The following is a 13,825-nucleotide window of genomic DNA, read 5'->3' on the forward strand; positions in this document are numbered from 1 at the left end:
GCCGGCCGGGGCCGCCGCGCCCGGTTCCCCGGTGCGCGGCACCGCACGGAAGGTCATGGTGCCCTCGTCCTCGGGGGCGGCGGCCGGGCCGGGGATGGGGCGGCGGAAGACGAACGTGCCGCTGGAGGGGAGGTCACCGGAGTCCGTCGGGGGGATCGTCGCCGTGCCGTCGGTGCTGGTGGCCCGGCCGTCCGGCAGGGACGCCGGTTCGGCGGGCACCCGTGGGTCGGCGCCGGGCACCCGGGGGTCGGCGCCCCAGGCGACCCGGCGGTCCCCTTCGCCGCCGAAGCCGGACTGCCGTGCCCGGTCGGCACCCCACGCGCCCGCCGGGGCAGGCCCGGCGGGCTCGGGCTGCGGGTCCTCGTCGAAGAAGTGCGGGCCGGTCTCCTCGACCGCGGCCGGGGGCGCCCCGGGCGGCGGGGTGAGCGATTCGCCGTCCCGGGGGGCCGGCCGGCTGGTGCCCGGCACCCAGGCGGCCCCGTTCCAGTACCGGACGTAGCCGGGGATGGACGGGTCCGGGTAATAGCCCTCGCGAGGCCGGTCGTCGCCGGGGGCCGGGGTTGGGGCGCTCATGTCCGTCGTCCCGTATCTGCTCGGAAGTCGGTTGGGGGCCTCCACATCTATCAGACCCGGTGCGCCGCCACCGCCAGTCCGGCCGGAGCCACCCTTTCCGGGCAACCCCGCGCACCGGCTTCGCGGCCGTGGAAAAAAGTTCTCCGAACCCGCGTAATGCCCGGCCCTGCGCCCTCTCTCCACCCGTACGGGACCACCCGCGGCGTCCCGTACACCTGCCCGAGAGAGGAACCGCACGTCATGCACTACACCGAGGTGGAACGCGAACTGGAACTGAAGCTCATCCTGTCGCCGGAGCGCAGCGTGCCGGTCCCGGCGCGGCTCACCTACCGCACCGCCGACCCGTACGCCGTCCACATCAGCTTTCACATCAACTCCGAGCACCCCGTCGACTGGACGTTCGCCCGTGAACTGCTGGTGGAGGGGGTGTTCCGGCCGTGCGGGAGCGGGGATGTGCGGGTGTGGCCGAGCAAGGCGGAGGGCCGCAGCGTCGTGCTGATGGGGCTCAGCTCGCCCGACGGGGACGCCCTGCTGGAGGCGCCGACCGCCCAGGTGTCCGCCTGGCTGGAGCGGACGCTGCGGGTGGTGCCCCCGGGGTCGGAGGGCGAGCAGCTGGGCATCGACGACGCGCTCGACCAGCTGCTAGCCCGGTGACCCCGGGCTCGGCACCGGACGCGCCACCGGGTCAGAACAGCTTGCCCGGGTTGAGGATGCCCAGCGGGTCGAAGACCTGCTTGACGGCGCGCTGCAGTTCCACGCCGACCGGGCCGATCTCCCGGGCCAGCCACTCCTTCTTCAGGACGCCGACGCCGTGCTCCCCGGTGATGGTGCCGCCCAGCTCCAGGCCGAGGGCCATGATCTCGTCGAAGGACTCGCGGGCCCGCCGGGACTCCTCGGGGTCCTGGGCGTCGAAGCAGACGGTGGGGTGCGTATTGCCGTCGCCGGCGTGTGCGCATATCCCGATGGTCAGCCGGTATTTCTCGGCGATGCGCTCGACGCCCTCCAGCATTTCGCCCAGCCGGGAGCGGGGCACGCACACGTCGTCGATCATCGTCGTGCCCTTGACCGCCTCCAGCGCGGTCAGGGAGAGCCGACGGGCCTGGAGGAGCAGGTCGGACTCGGCCGCGTCGTCGGCGGGGACCACCCCGGTGGCGCCGGCGGCCTCGCACAGCGCGCCGACGGCGGCCAGGTCGGCGGCCGGGTCCGGGGTGTCGAACGCGGCCAGCAGCAGCGCCTCGGTGGACTCCGGGAGGCCCATGCGGGCGAAATCGTTGACGGCCTTGACCGTCGTCCGGTCCATGAGTTCGAGCAGGGACGGCACATGGCCGCCCGCCATGATCCGGCACACCGCGTCGCAGGCGGCGGCCGCGGAGGCGAACTCGGCCGCGAGCACCAGCTGCCGCGGCGGCTTGGGCTTCAGCGCGAGGACGGCCCGTACGACGATGCCGAGCGAGCCCTCGGAGCCGACGAACAGGCGGGTCAGGTCGTAGCCCGCGACCCCTTTCGCGGTCCGCCGGCCGGTGGACAGCAGGCGGCCGTCGGCGAGCACGACGTCCAGGCCGAGCACGTACTCGGCCGTCACCCCGTACTTCACGCAGCACAGGCCGCCGGAGGCGGTGCCGATGTTGCCGCCGATGGTGCAGGTCTCCCAGCTGGAGGGGTCGGGCGGGTAGCACAGGCCGTGCTCCTCGACCGCGCGGGAGAGCGTGGCGTTGACGACGCCGGGTTCGACGATCGCGATGCGGTCGACCGGGCTGATCTCCAGGATGCGGTCCATCTTGGTGAGGGACAGCACGATGCAGCCCTCGGCCGCGTTGGCGCCGCCGGACAGGCCGGTGCGGGCGCCCTGCGGGACGACGGGGACGCGCAGCTCGGTGGCGGTGCGCATGACGTGCTGGACCTGTTCGACCGTGCGCGGCAGGACGACCACGGCCGGGCTGCCGGCCGGGCAGAAGCTCGCCATGTCGTTGGCGTACGAGGTCGTGACGTCGGGGTCGGTGAGGACGGCCTCGGCCGGCAGGCCCGCGCGGAGCCGGTCGGTCAGGTTGCCCAGCACGGCGTCGGGTGCGGCTTCGATACGGCTCATGATCACAGCCTTGCACCCGGGGCCATCGGTGTGAACCCCATCCGGGGCGCGCCTTCGGCTGCCGGATTGTGGTCGTCATATGAACGCACAGTAAGACTTATGGAGAAAGAACAGTCCAGGCCGGGTACGTCCCTGGTGGCCGCGGCACCACGACGCCGCGGCCGCGTGCTACGACGGGTGCTGGTCACCCTGGTGACGACCGGTGTCGCGGGTACCGCCGGATATGTCGGGATGCTGATGCTGCTGCCGCCCCCGCAGCGCCCGCCGGACCGGCCGCCCGCGCCCGCGCCGGGACCACCGGCACTCACGGCGGTGACCACCGGGGTGCCGGCCGCACTGCCGGACCTGACGGCGCTGATCGGGGACCGGGAACGGTATCTGCGCACGCATCGGCAGGACGCACGGGCCTGGGCCGTGTTGGGCACGGCCTATGTGGAGCGCGGGCGGCGGACCGCGGACGCCGTGGACTTCCCGAAGGCCGAGACCGCGCTGTGGGCCTCGCTGCGGGAGCGGCCGACGGCGAACGCGGAGGCGCTGGAAGGGCTCGCGGCACTGGCCAACGCGCGGCGGGACTTCGGGGAGGCCAAGTGGCAGGGCGAGCAGGCACTGAAGCTCTCGCCCAAACGCTGGACGACGTACGCGGTGCTGATCGACGCCTACACCGGGCTCGGCGACTACAAGGCGGCCCGCGACACGCTGGACAAGCTGATGGCGCTGCGTACCTCGCCGGCCGAGCGCCCGGCGGTGATGGCGCGGGCCGCCGCCGTCTACCGGGACCGCGGCTGGCGCGAGGACGCGTCGGCACAGCTGGCGGACGCCGCGGCAGCGGCCGGCACCCCCGCCGAACAGGCCGCCTACCTGGAGCGGGCCGGGCAGCTGGCCTGGGAGCGCGGAGACCGGGAGGAGGCGCTGCGTCACTTCGAGGCGGCCGTCCGGCTGGACCCGGACCAGCGGGCCGCGCTCGCCGGGCAGGGGCGGGCGCTGGCCGCGCTGGGCCGCACGCCGGAGGCACTGAACGCCTATGCCTTCGCCCTGGCGGGACAGCCGTCCCCGCAGTACGCGCTTGAGCTGGGCGAGCTGTACGAGTCGCTGGGCATGGCGCAGCAGGCGCGGGCCCAGTTCGACCTGCTGCGGCAGCGGGCGACTCGGGACGCCGCGGGCGGGGTCTACGACGCGCTGGTCCTCGGGCAGTACGAGGCGGACCACGGGGATCCGCAGGAGGCGGTACGGCTGCTGCGCACCGAGTGGGACCGGCAGCCGGGGATCGAGGTGGCGGACGCGCTGGGCTGGGCGCTGTACCGGTCCGGGGACCCGGAGGAGGGGCTGGAGTACGCCGCGATCGCGACGGACAAGGCGAAGGGCGGCGGGGTGCGCAGCGCGCTGTACATCTTCCACCGCGGCATGATCGAACGCGACCTGGGCGAGGACGCCGCCGCCCGCCGCCACCTCGATGAGGCCCTGCAGATCAACCCGTACTTCTCCCCGACCCGGGCGGCGGGGGCGAGAGAGGCCCTCCAGTCCCTGGGCGACACCCCGGACGAACCGGCCCCCGCCTGGTGACCCGCTCCGATTCGCCGGTGCGGCCCGGACTGGCCAGTGCCCCGGCAGGCAACACGTTGCCTGCCGGGGCACTAGAGGTTTCCGCGTCGCTCCTGCTCCCGCTCGATCGCCTCGAACAGGGCCTTGAAGTTGCCCTTGCCGAAGCCCATCGAGCCATGGCGTTCGATGATCTCGAAGAAGACGGTCGGGCGGTCCTGGACCGGCTTGGTGAAGATCTGCAGCAGATAGCCGTCCTCGTCGCGGTCGGCGAGGATCTTCAGCTCGCGGAGGGTGTCGACGGGGACCCGGGTGTCGCCGACCCAGTCGCCGAGGGTGTCGTAGTAGGCGTCGGGGGTGTCGAGGAACTCGACACCGGCCGCGCGCATGGTGCGCACGGTGTCGACGATGTCGCCGGTGTTGAGGGCGATGTGCTGGACGCCGGCACCGCCGTAGAACTCCAGGTACTCGTCGATCTGGGACTTCTTCCTGGCGAGCGCGGGCTCGTTGATCGGGAACTTGACCTTGCGGGTGCCGTCGGCCACGACCTTGGACATCAGGGCGCTGTACTCGGTCGCGATGTCGTCGCCCACGAACTCCTTCATGTTCGTGAAGCCCATGACCTTGTGGTAAAAGCCGACCCACTCGTTCATGCGGCCGAGTTCCACGTTGCCGACACAGTGGTCGACGGCCTGGAAGGTTCTTGGGGCGGGGGGTTCGACGATCGGGTCGGCGGTGGCGTAGCCGGGGAGGTAGGGGCCGTCGTAGCCGGAGCGTTCCACCAGGGTGTGGCGGGTCTCGCCGTACGTCGCGATCGCGGCGAGGACGACCGTGCCGTGTTCGTCCTTCAGCTCGTACGGCTCCGCCACGGAGCGGGCGCCGTGCTCGACGGCGTAGGCGTGGGCGGCGCGCGCGTCCGGTACCTCGATGGCGAGGTCGATGACGCCGTCGCCGTGCTCGGCCACGTGCCGCGCGAGGAAGCGGCCCTCGTCGGTGGCGGGCCTGATCACGGAGGTGAACACAAAGCGGGCGGAGCCGTTCTCCAGGACGTAGCTCGCCGTCTCGCGGCTGCCGTTCTCCGGTCCGCGGTAGGCGACCAGCCGCATGCCGAAGGCGGTGGAGTAGTAGTGCGCGGCCTGCTTGGCGTTGCCCACGGCGAAGACGATCGCGTCCATTCCCTTGACCGGGAAGGGGTCGGCCTGCCGTGCGGTGTCGGGAGTGTGCTGTGAGGTCTGCGTCATAGCGGAAGCGTCGCCCCGCTCTGCAAGGTGCGCAATAGTTCGCGGTTCTGCTGGGCAGTCTGTAGAGCCATACAGCCGTATCCTCGGTCCTTCTGTACATGGTGACCACCGCGGGAGACGGAATGGCGATCGATCATCTGGACGGGCGCATCATCGTGCTGCTGGCCCGGGAGCCGCGGATCGGGGTGCTGGAGATGTCCCGCCGGCTGGGTGTCGCCCGGGGCACCGTCCAGGCGCGCCTGGACCGGCTTCAGTCGAACGGGGTCATCCGCGGTTTTGGCCCGCAGGTGGATCCGGCGGCCCTCGGCTATCCCGTCACCGCCTTCGCCACGTTGGAGATCCGGCAGGGCCAAGGGCCGGACGTCCGGGCGCACTTGGCGTCCGTGCCGGAGGTGCTGGAGCTGCACACCACCACCGGGACCGGGGACATGCTGTGCCGTCTGGTGGCCCGCTCGAACGCCGATCTCCAGCGGGTGATCGACCGGGTCGTCGGTTTCGACGGCATCGTCCGGGCCGCCACGGCGATCGTCATGGAGAACCCCGTTCCGCTGCGCATCATCCCGCTGGTGGAGCAGGCGTCACAGGACCGGGACGGCACCCGACCGGCCTCGGGGTGAGCACGCTGAGCACGCGCGGGCTTCCCGTGCGGGGGTGTGGCGACCGTGCAGGGGCGGCGGTGACCGGCGCGGCCGTAAGCCGCGCAACCAGCAGCTCGGTACCGACTAGCAGCTCGGTACCGAGGACTTCCCCTGTTCCAGGGCCGCCAGGGAGTCCACCGCCCCCTTGAGCGTGGTGACGGGGATCAGTCGCAGCCCCTTCGGCAGCTCCGACCTGGCGTCGGCGCACTCGGCCTTCGGCACCAGGAACACCGTCGCCCCGTCCCGCCGGGCGGCCTGTGTCTTCAGGGCCACGCCGCCCACCGCGCCGACGGTCCCGTCGGTGTCGATCGTCCCCGTGCCGGCGATGGTGCGCCCGCCGGTGAGGTCGCCGCCGCTGCCGTCGCCGTCCAGCTTGTCCACGATCCCGAGGGAGAACAGCAGGCCCGCGCTGGGGCCGCCGACGTCCGCGAGCTTCAATGTGACCTTGATGTTCTCGTCGGTCCGGTCGAGATACCGGAGCGCGGCCCGGGTGGCGGCGTCCTGGGACTGCCGCATCTGCTGGACGTTGTGCTGCTCGATCTCCTTGACGCTGTTTCCGCTCGGATAGACCGAGTCGCGCGGCATGACCGCCCGGTCCGTGCGGAACCAGTTGTCGATCACGTCGCCGAGCGAGACGTCCGCGTCCGGGGAGGTGGCCTCGATGGTCGTCATCCGCAGCTCGCCGCTCGTCCGCCGGGTCGGCGCACCGGAGATCGTGATCACCTGGGTGCCCTTGTTCGCGCCGAGGACGTTCGCCGTCATCCCGGGCTGCGCCACCGAGAACGGCAACGGCGCGAAGATCGCGGTGGCGAGCAGCGCCACGACGGGCAGGGCACAGACGGCGACGGCCTGGAGGCGCGTGAGGCGAGAGAGCACGAGGTCAATCTAACGCCACCGCCGCTTCCGGCCGCGGCCCGTCCGGCCCCGTCCGCAGCGGCTGAGGAGCCGGCCGGGCGGCCGGGTCAGCGCAGGCCCTCGGCGACCTCGCGGGCCGGGTCAGCGCAGGGCCTCGGCGACCTCGCGGGCCGCGTCCATGACCCTCGGGCCCACCCGCTCCGGAACGGAGTCCGCCAGCATCACCACTCCGACGCTGCCCTCCACCCCGGTCACCCCGATCAGCGGAGCCGCCGCCCCGCAGGCCCCGGCCTCCAACTCGCCCTGGGTCAGGGTGTAGCAGGGTTCGGTGGGCGGCGCCTGCCGGGCCGCGAGGATCGCCCGGCCCGCGGCCCCGCGGTTCAACGGATGCCGGAAACCCGTCCGGTACGCCACGTGGTAGTCCGTCCACGTCGGCTCCACGACCGCGACGGCCAGCGCCTCCGACCCGTCCACCAGCGTGAGATGGGCCGTCGCCCCGATGTCCTCGGCCAGCGACCGCAGCGCGGGCAGCGCGGCCTCCCGTACCAGTGGATGCACCTGTCGGCCCAGCCGCAGCACGCCAAGGCCGACCCGGGCTCGCCCGCCCAGGTCGCGCCGGACGAGCGCATGCTGTTCCAGCGTGGCGAGCAGCCGGTACACCACGGTCCGGTTCACGCCCAGTCGGTGGGAAAGCTCGGTGACGGTCAGCCCGTGGTCCGTGTCGGCCAGCAGCTTGAGGACCCGCAGTCCCCGGTCGAGTGTCTGAGAGGTCTCCGCGGTCACGACGCCCACTCCTTCAGTGGTGAGGTCGGCGACCTACTGGTGGGGGGTGCGTCACCGAGTCCCGTCAGCGACGCGTTTCAGAGGCCACCGATCGGCAGGACGGCCCGGCGGCTCCGGGCCCAGTCGCTTCACGGCTGCGCTCCGCGGCGGTACTGCCACGGGGCGTGTGCGTATCCGGACAGTAGCGAAGCCGGTTCGCTGAGCGGAAGCGCCCGTCCAGAATCCGGGCACCAGCCGGTGTGAACCATCCCGGTTCGTCCCGATACGCACCCACGTCGGACCGCAACGCGTCACCGCATGCGCGTGGCCCACTCCTGCACCTTGGCGATCCGCTGCGTCAACTGCCCCGCCGTCGCCTCGGCGCTCGGCGGCCCGCCGCACACTCGCCGCAACTCGGTGTGAATCACCCCATGCGGCTTGCCGCTCTGATGGACATACGCGCTGACCAGCGTGTTGAGCCGCTTGCGCAGCTCCATCATCTCCTTGTGGCTGACCACCGGCCGTCGCTCGGCGGGAAGTTCGAGCAGATCGGCCTCGGTGTCCGGTTTCTTTCGGCTGTGGGCGATCTGTCGGGCCTGCCGCTTCTGCAGCAGCAGTTGCACCTGGTCGGGCTCCAACAGCCCGGGAATCCCCAGGTAGTCCTGCTCCTCCTCGCTGCCCGGGTGGGCCTGCATGCCGAACTCGCCCCCGTCGAAGAGCACCCGGTCGAAGACGGCGTCGGACTCCAGCGCCTCGAAGGGCAGCATGTCCTGCTCGCCGGTGTCCTCGTCCTGCTCCTTGTTCGCCTCCTCCATCTCCTTCTCGGACTCGGCGTACGGGTCCTCCTCGCCCTCCTTCTTCGGCTTGTCGAGTGCGTGGTCGCGCTCGACCTCCATCTCGTTGGCGAAGGTGAGCAGGTCGGGGATGGTCGGCAGAAAGACGGAGGCGGTCTCGCCGCGCCGCCGGGAGCGCACGAACCGGCCGACGGCCTGCGCGAAGAAGAGCGGAGTGGAGATCGTCGTGGCGTACACACCCACCGCGAGCCGGGGCACGTCGACGCCCTCGGACACCATGCGGACGGCGACCATCCAGCGGTCGGTGTTCTCGCTGAACTCGTCGATCCTCTTGGAGGCACCGACGTCGTCGGACAGGACGACCGTCGCCCGGCTGCCGGTGATCTCCCGGATGAGCTTGGCGTAGGCGCGTGCCGAGTCCTGGTCGGTGGCGATGACGAGTCCGCCCGCGTCCGGGACGGCCTTCCTGACCTCGGTCAGCCGCTGGTCGGCGGCGCGCAGCACGCTCGGCATCCAGTCGCCGCGCGGGTCGAGCGCGGTCCGCCATGCCTGGCTGACGGCGTCCTTGGTCATGGGCTCGCCGAGCCGGGCGGCGACCTCGTCGCCGGCCTTCGTACGCCAGCGCATATTGCCGCTGTAGGAGAGGAAGATGACGGGCCGCACCACCCCGTCCGACAGCGCGGACCCGTAGCCGTACGTGTAGTCGGCGGCTGACCGCCGGATTCCGTCCTGCCCCTCCTCGTACGCCACGAAGGGAATGGGGTTGGTGTCGGAGCGGAAAGGGGTGCCGGTGAGCGCGAGCCGCCGGGTCGCGGGCTCGAACGCCTCCAGGCATGCCTCGCCCCAGGACTTGGAGTCGCCGGCGTGGTGGATCTCGTCGAGGATCACGAGGGTCTTGCGCTGCTCGACGCGGTTGCGGTGCAGCATCGGGCGCACACCGACACCGGCGTACGTCACGGCGACCCCGTCGTACTCCTTGCCGAGCGGGCCCGCGCTGTACTCGGGGTCGAGCTTGATCCCTATCCGCACCGCCGCCTCCGCCCACTGCTTCTTCAGATGCTCGGTCGGCGCGACCACGGTCACCTGCTGGACGACATGGTGGTGCAGCAGCCAGGACGCCAGGGTCAGCGCGAAGGTCGTCTTGCCGGCGCCGGGCGTGGCGACGGCGAGGAAGTCACGCGGCTGCTCCTGGACGTATCTCTCCAACGCCCCCTGCTGCCAGGCGCGCAGCTTGCCGGCGGTGCCCCAGGGCGCGCGGCCGGGGAAGGCGGGCGAAAGGTGGTGAGAGGAGGACGGGGAAGACGAGGAAGAAGTGGAAGTAGCGGGCATACGGTGCACAGGGTCGATTCCATGGGGCCGCGCGCAGCGCGTCGGCGAGGGCGGTGGCGGGCGTCGGTCGGGCGGCTCGGCTGCGTATGACAACCGGGCCACCCTACCGGCGGCCTCCGGCCGTCAAGGCGCGGACCAGGCCGTGCCACCCGTGGGTGGGACCGACGTCACAGGAGGCGCACCCTGCCGCGGGCGATGCACAGCCCTGCGGGCAATGCACAGTGCCGCGGGCCGTGCCCATCGTCGGCGGACGGGCGGAGGCTCAGCGGGTCCGCAGCCGTGTCGTCACCCAGGCCCCGATCAGCGCCACCGCGGCCATCGGCAGGAACACCGCGGCGAACGCGGCGGGGTGGCCGGTGCCGCCGGTGGCGGTCTCGGCCGTGGAAGCTGCCATGCTGCCGCCCCCCAGCGCGGCGAACGCGGCGCCCGCCGCCGCCAGCAGCACGACATTGGACAGACCGTCGGAGATCTGCAGGGCGGCGGAGTTGGCGCCGGCCTCCTTCGGGGCGGACAGCCGCAGCAGGAGCACGCTGCTGGAGGAGATCACCAGCCCCATGCCGAAGCAACCGAAGCCCCAGGCGACGGCGACGGTCCACGCGGGCACGGCGGGCACGAGCACACTGGACGCGGCGGCGATCGCGGCCGTCGACAGCACCATGCCGACGGTCATGAGCCGCTCCCGGTACGGTTCGGCGCGCGGCCGGGACTGCAGCCAGGACCCCAGCGCCCAGGTCCCGCCGCCCGCCGCCAGCGAGAACCCGGCCAGCGTCGGCGACAGCCCCCGCTGTGTCACCAGCATCAGCGGCACGAACGATTCGGCCGTGATGAAGGACCCCGCGGCAAGGCCGCGCAGCAGCACGACCGACGGCAGCCCTCGCGCGGCCCGGTAGGTGCCGCGGGGCAGCAGTCCGAGCACGGCAGGCACCAGCAGCGCCGCGCCCGCCACCCCGGGGACGAAAGAGACCCAGCGCGGATCCTGCGCGGCGAACTGGAGCAGCCCGGCGCCCAGGGAGATGGCGAACGCGAGGCGGATCCGCCGCCGGTCGACGGAGCCGGACGCCTTGCCACCGGATGTCCCGCCGCCGGACGCCTCGCGGCCGTACGCCTTGCCGCCTGCCGTGGTGTCGTCGGACGCCTTGCCACCGGTTCGGGCGTCGGTGTCCACGGGACCGGCCGCACGCCGTCGTATCTGCGGCAGCGCGAGCGCCAGCGGGAGCACGACCAGCGCCGGAATCGCCAGGAACACCCACCGCCAGCCGAGGTGTTCGGTGACCGCGCCGGCGGCGAGCGGCCCGACGATCGACGGGACGACCCAGCCGGCCGCGAATGCCGCCATGATCGCCGGGCGCAACCGTTCCGGATAGGCCCGTCCCACGACCACGTACAGCGCGACGATCACCAGTCCGCCGCCGAGGCCCTGTACGGCCCGCCCGAGGATGAACACCCACATCGATCCGGCGGACCCGGCCACCACCAGCCCCACCGCGAAGGAGCCGATCCCCGTGGTCAGCGCCCCCAGCGGGCCCCGCCGGTCCGACCACTGTCCCGCGAGCACCATGCCGAACAGGCTGGTGGTGAAGTAACCGGAGAACGCGAACGCGTACAGCGACACTCCGTCCAACTCCCGCGCGGCGACGGGCATCGCCGTGCCCACCGCGGTCGCCTCGAACGCGATCAGCAGCACGACCGAGACGATCCCGACGCTCAGCGCCCGGTACGTCCGGCCCAGCACCCCTTCCTCGGCTCCACCTGCGGGTTGGTCTGCGACGTCGGTGTCGCGCGGCTCATGGACGGTCATGACGGCCAGCGTAAGGCCCGCAACCGACATTGACCCCTGTCGCGAGTCTCCCCTCACCTGCGACCTTGGTCGTACGTCCCTCGAGGTCGCCCCCCTTTCATGAACGCCGTGTGGCAGTCCCGTTGCAGCACCCGCCCCCCTCTTGATCCCCTTCCCCGCCCCGCCCTACGGTCGTTCCATCAACACGGCCGTGTGCCCGAGTGGTTTAGGGGCTCGCCTGCAAAGCGAGTTACGTGGGTTCGATTCCCGCCACGGCCTCCAAAGCCGGTCTGCCGAGCACGTTTGTCTGACAGTTGTTCTCGTCATGGGTTGCGGTGATCTGCGTCGAGTCGCTTCAGTCTCCCTGTGACCACGCGGCTGACGGGAGTGACAGGTAGATCCCGAAGTCGCGGAGTCCGGTCGCGGTCCGGATGTCCTCGTGAAGCCTGTCCACGCGTTCCTGCCGGTTGGCGGCCCTGCTCCCGTACCACTTGGACCTGACCTCGATCACCACGTCCAAACCGCCGCGGTCCAATGGACTCAGTCTCCGGAAGCGCAGCTCGACATCGCCCGGCCGCAGGGCCCCGTCGTACGGTTCTTCGGGACACTCCACAGCCTTGGACACCAGATGCGGCAGCACCGAACCCAGTTCGCGGAGCTGCGATTCAGCGACACCCGGAGCATAGGTAATTTCCACAAGAGGCATCGGGCCACTGTAGGACCGCTCCGGCAGACGATCGCGTGGGAGGCTCGCGGCCAACGGACCGCTTGAGCCGGCCGAGGCATCGCTCGATCCGGGTTCGATTCCCGCCAGGGCCTCTGGTGGGTGGTGGTGTGCCTCAGAGCACGCCGCCTGCCTCGTCCTGGAAGAGTTCCGTCCAGTAGTGCCAGTCCGCGTCCGTCGTCGTGGGGGTGGGGTCGATCGACTCGAGGGTCTGGATCATCGTCGTGGCCAGTTGGTCGTAGGCATCCGTCGTCAGTTCGTGGCCGAGGTGCTCGTCGATCGTGCGCTCGTGGTGCAGCAGCCAGAGGGTGTAGGCGAGGGTGGAGATGTCCGTGTTGAGGGGGTACAGCGCCGCCTCGGGCTCGCTGAAGTTGAGGATCGCGCCCGTGGTGCCGTCGACCACCAGGCAGTTGTCCTCGACCAGATAGCCGAGGCGGATCAGGCGGTCGGCGTGGGCGGGGAGTGCTTCCAGGGGGTACTCGCCGGACCGCTCGTCCGTGTAGTACTCCGTCAGCGTCGGCAGCGGTACGTCCGCGTCGAGGCGGAACAGGACGGCGTCCTCGGGCAGCCCCGTCTCGCGCAGGAAGCGGCGCGTCGGCTCGTGGGTGAGCGCGGCGGGGAAGTCGACCTCCTCGAAGCGGGCCACCCGACCCGGCCCGAACTCCTCGTCCAGGAGCCGGCCGGGAAGGTTCAGGGTGAGGCCCTGGGCGGTGCCGGGGCCCGCGACGAGGGCGAGCGGGCGGATCAGTGCGGCGGCCTTCCAGTACGGCGGCACCTCGCCGTCCGTGCCCTCCTCGAAGAGCGCGAGGAGCCGACGGGATGCTTCGGTCGCGGCCTTGGTGCCGTACCGGCCCGCGTAGGAGGCGAACCGGCCGCGCAGACCTGCCAGTTCTTCCGTGACCGCGGCGAAGCGCAGCAGGGTCTCCAGGGAGGGTGCGAGGGGGCGGCTGTCCGTCGGGGCGAACAGGTGGGTGGTGGTGATCTCGCCGGTGCTGCCGTCGAGCAGGATCGACTCGGCCTGCACACCCGACGGGCCGAGGAGTTCCCCTATCACGAGCCGGTCCCGCAGCTCACCCGCCAGGCGGGCCGGGCCGTCGATGGCGTCCCCGAGCGTGCGCAACCCGGCCGTGCGCAGCGGCGCGAAGGTCAACAGGCCGCTGTCGTCGGGCAGTCCGGGGCCGGTCAGCAGCCCGCGCGTGGGTGCATGCGTGACGTAGAGGTCCAGCTCGGCCTCGGTCAGCGTGATCGCTGCGGCCCTGGTGTCGGTCGTGCTCATCGCTCCCCCCTCGAATCCTGTCGTACGCCGTCGTTCGTCGGCGTGCGCCGTCCTGCTCGCTCCCTGGTGCGGGGCACTTCCGGCCTGCCGGTCCGGAGTCCGAGGCGGCCGTCCCCACTGACCGTCACATTACGCCGCACCACTGACATTGATGCTGATACTCAGGTTCCGGTGATCGTGGCCCAGCCACTGACTGACGCCCTGCTGGGTTGTCTTCCCGTTGTTCTGCCCGGT

At 71.7% G+C, this 13,825-nt stretch carries 12 protein-coding genes and 1 tRNA gene; 4 read left to right on the forward strand and 9 right to left on the reverse strand.

The genetic code is table 11. The features are described 5' to 3' along the window. Positions 1-573: DUF2510 domain-containing protein (locus ACWEKM_RS42995; protein WP_451626747.1), on the reverse strand; the 573-nt coding region annotated here is incomplete at its 3' end. Between the two features lie 240 nt (positions 574-813). Here ACWEKM_RS42995 and ACWEKM_RS43000 point away from each other — a divergent pair. Then, positions 814-1,227: an SsgA family sporulation/cell division regulator gene (locus ACWEKM_RS43000; RefSeq protein WP_451626748.1), complete on the forward strand. Its 414-nt coding sequence runs from the start codon at positions 814-816 to the stop codon at positions 1,225-1,227. Between the two features lie 31 nt (positions 1,228-1,258). On the opposite strand, the gene ACWEKM_RS43005 is transcribed toward ACWEKM_RS43000, so the two are convergent. After that, on the reverse strand, positions 1,259-2,665 hold the full coding sequence (locus ACWEKM_RS43005; protein ID WP_451626749.1) for an FAD-binding oxidoreductase: 1,407 nt from the start codon (positions 2,663-2,665) through the stop codon (positions 1,259-1,261). Between the two features lie 93 nt (positions 2,666-2,758). On the opposite strand from ACWEKM_RS43005, the gene ACWEKM_RS43010 reads away from it, so the two are divergent. Beyond that, entirely contained in the window at positions 2,759-4,219 is a 1,461-nt protein-coding gene (locus tag ACWEKM_RS43010; RefSeq protein WP_451626750.1) for a tetratricopeptide repeat protein, read from the forward strand. Between the two features lie 71 nt (positions 4,220-4,290). Here ACWEKM_RS43010 and hppD read toward each other — a convergent pair whose 3' ends face one another. Further along, positions 4,291-5,436, reverse strand: coding sequence for a 4-hydroxyphenylpyruvate dioxygenase (gene hppD, locus ACWEKM_RS43015; protein ID WP_451626751.1), 1,146 nt, complete (start codon positions 5,434-5,436; stop codon positions 4,291-4,293). Positions 5,437-5,558: 122 nt separating this feature from the next. Between hppD and ACWEKM_RS43020 the strand changes: the two genes are divergently transcribed. Next, the gene (locus tag ACWEKM_RS43020; RefSeq protein ID WP_451626752.1) at positions 5,559-6,053 is read left to right on the forward strand and encodes an Lrp/AsnC family transcriptional regulator; all 495 of its coding nucleotides are present in this window, start codon (positions 5,559-5,561) and stop codon (positions 6,051-6,053) included. A 105-nt stretch (positions 6,054-6,158) separates the two neighbouring features. On the opposite strand, the gene ACWEKM_RS43025 is transcribed toward ACWEKM_RS43020, so the two are convergent. From ACWEKM_RS43025 to ACWEKM_RS43040, 4 genes are all read right to left on the reverse strand, one after another. After that, complete coding sequence (locus tag ACWEKM_RS43025) at positions 6,159-6,950, reverse strand: S16 family serine protease (protein ID WP_451626753.1); 792 nt, start codon at positions 6,948-6,950, stop codon at positions 6,159-6,161. Positions 6,951-7,070: 120 nt separating this feature from the next. Then, complete coding sequence (locus ACWEKM_RS43030) at positions 7,071-7,712, reverse strand: IclR family transcriptional regulator (protein ID WP_451626754.1); 642 nt, start codon at positions 7,710-7,712, stop codon at positions 7,071-7,073. Between the two features lie 290 nt (positions 7,713-8,002). Then, positions 8,003-9,814 (reverse strand): DEAD/DEAH box helicase, encoded by a 1,812-nt coding sequence (locus ACWEKM_RS43035; RefSeq protein ID WP_451626755.1) that lies wholly within the window; start codon positions 9,812-9,814, stop codon positions 8,003-8,005. A gap of 262 nt (positions 9,815-10,076) precedes the next feature. Then, on the reverse strand, positions 10,077-11,612 hold the full coding sequence (locus tag ACWEKM_RS43040) for an MFS transporter (RefSeq protein ID WP_451626756.1): 1,536 nt from the start codon (positions 11,610-11,612) through the stop codon (positions 10,077-10,079). A 186-nt stretch (positions 11,613-11,798) separates the two neighbouring features. On the opposite strand from ACWEKM_RS43040, the gene ACWEKM_RS43045 reads away from it, so the two are divergent. After that, positions 11,799-11,873, forward strand: a tRNA-Cys gene (locus ACWEKM_RS43045). A gap of 73 nt (positions 11,874-11,946) precedes the next feature. Here the strand turns inward: ACWEKM_RS43045 and ACWEKM_RS43050 are convergent. Both ACWEKM_RS43050 and ACWEKM_RS43055 read right to left on the reverse strand, forming a co-directional pair. Next, positions 11,947-12,297: a hypothetical protein gene (locus tag ACWEKM_RS43050; protein WP_451626757.1), complete on the reverse strand. Its 351-nt coding sequence runs from the start codon at positions 12,295-12,297 to the stop codon at positions 11,947-11,949. A gap of 133 nt (positions 12,298-12,430) precedes the next feature. Then, positions 12,431-13,591, reverse strand: a complete 1,161-nt coding sequence (locus tag ACWEKM_RS43055) for an SUKH-4 family immunity protein (RefSeq protein WP_451626758.1) — start codon at positions 13,589-13,591, stop codon at positions 12,431-12,433. Positions 13,592-13,825: the final 234 nt, after the last annotated feature.

Source organism: Streptomyces sp. NPDC004752 (assembly GCF_053601275.1).

Excerpts from the sequence above, each read along its gene's own strand:
- ACWEKM_RS43020 (WP_451626752.1), top strand. The coding sequence starts at position 5,559 with ATGGCGATCGATCATCTGGACGGGCGCATCATCGTGCTGCTGGCCCGG.
- ACWEKM_RS43000 (WP_451626748.1), top strand. The coding sequence starts at position 814 with ATGCACTACACCGAGGTGGAACGCGAACTGGAACTGAAGCTCATCCTG.
- ACWEKM_RS43035 (WP_451626755.1), bottom strand. The coding sequence starts at position 9,814 with ATGCCCGCTACTTCCACTTCTTCCTCGTCTTCCCCGTCCTCCTCTCAC.
- ACWEKM_RS43055 (WP_451626758.1), bottom strand. The coding sequence starts at position 13,591 with ATGAGCACGACCGACACCAGGGCCGCAGCGATCACGCTGACCGAGGCC.
- ACWEKM_RS43010 (WP_451626750.1), top strand. The coding sequence starts at position 2,759 with ATGGAGAAAGAACAGTCCAGGCCGGGTACGTCCCTGGTGGCCGCGGCA.
- ACWEKM_RS43050 (WP_451626757.1), bottom strand. The coding sequence starts at position 12,297 with ATGCCTCTTGTGGAAATTACCTATGCTCCGGGTGTCGCTGAATCGCAG.
- hppD (WP_451626751.1), bottom strand. The coding sequence starts at position 5,436 with ATGACGCAGACCTCACAGCACACTCCCGACACCGCACGGCAGGCCGAC.
- ACWEKM_RS43040 (WP_451626756.1), bottom strand. The coding sequence starts at position 11,612 with ATGACCGTCCATGAGCCGCGCGACACCGACGTCGCAGACCAACCCGCA.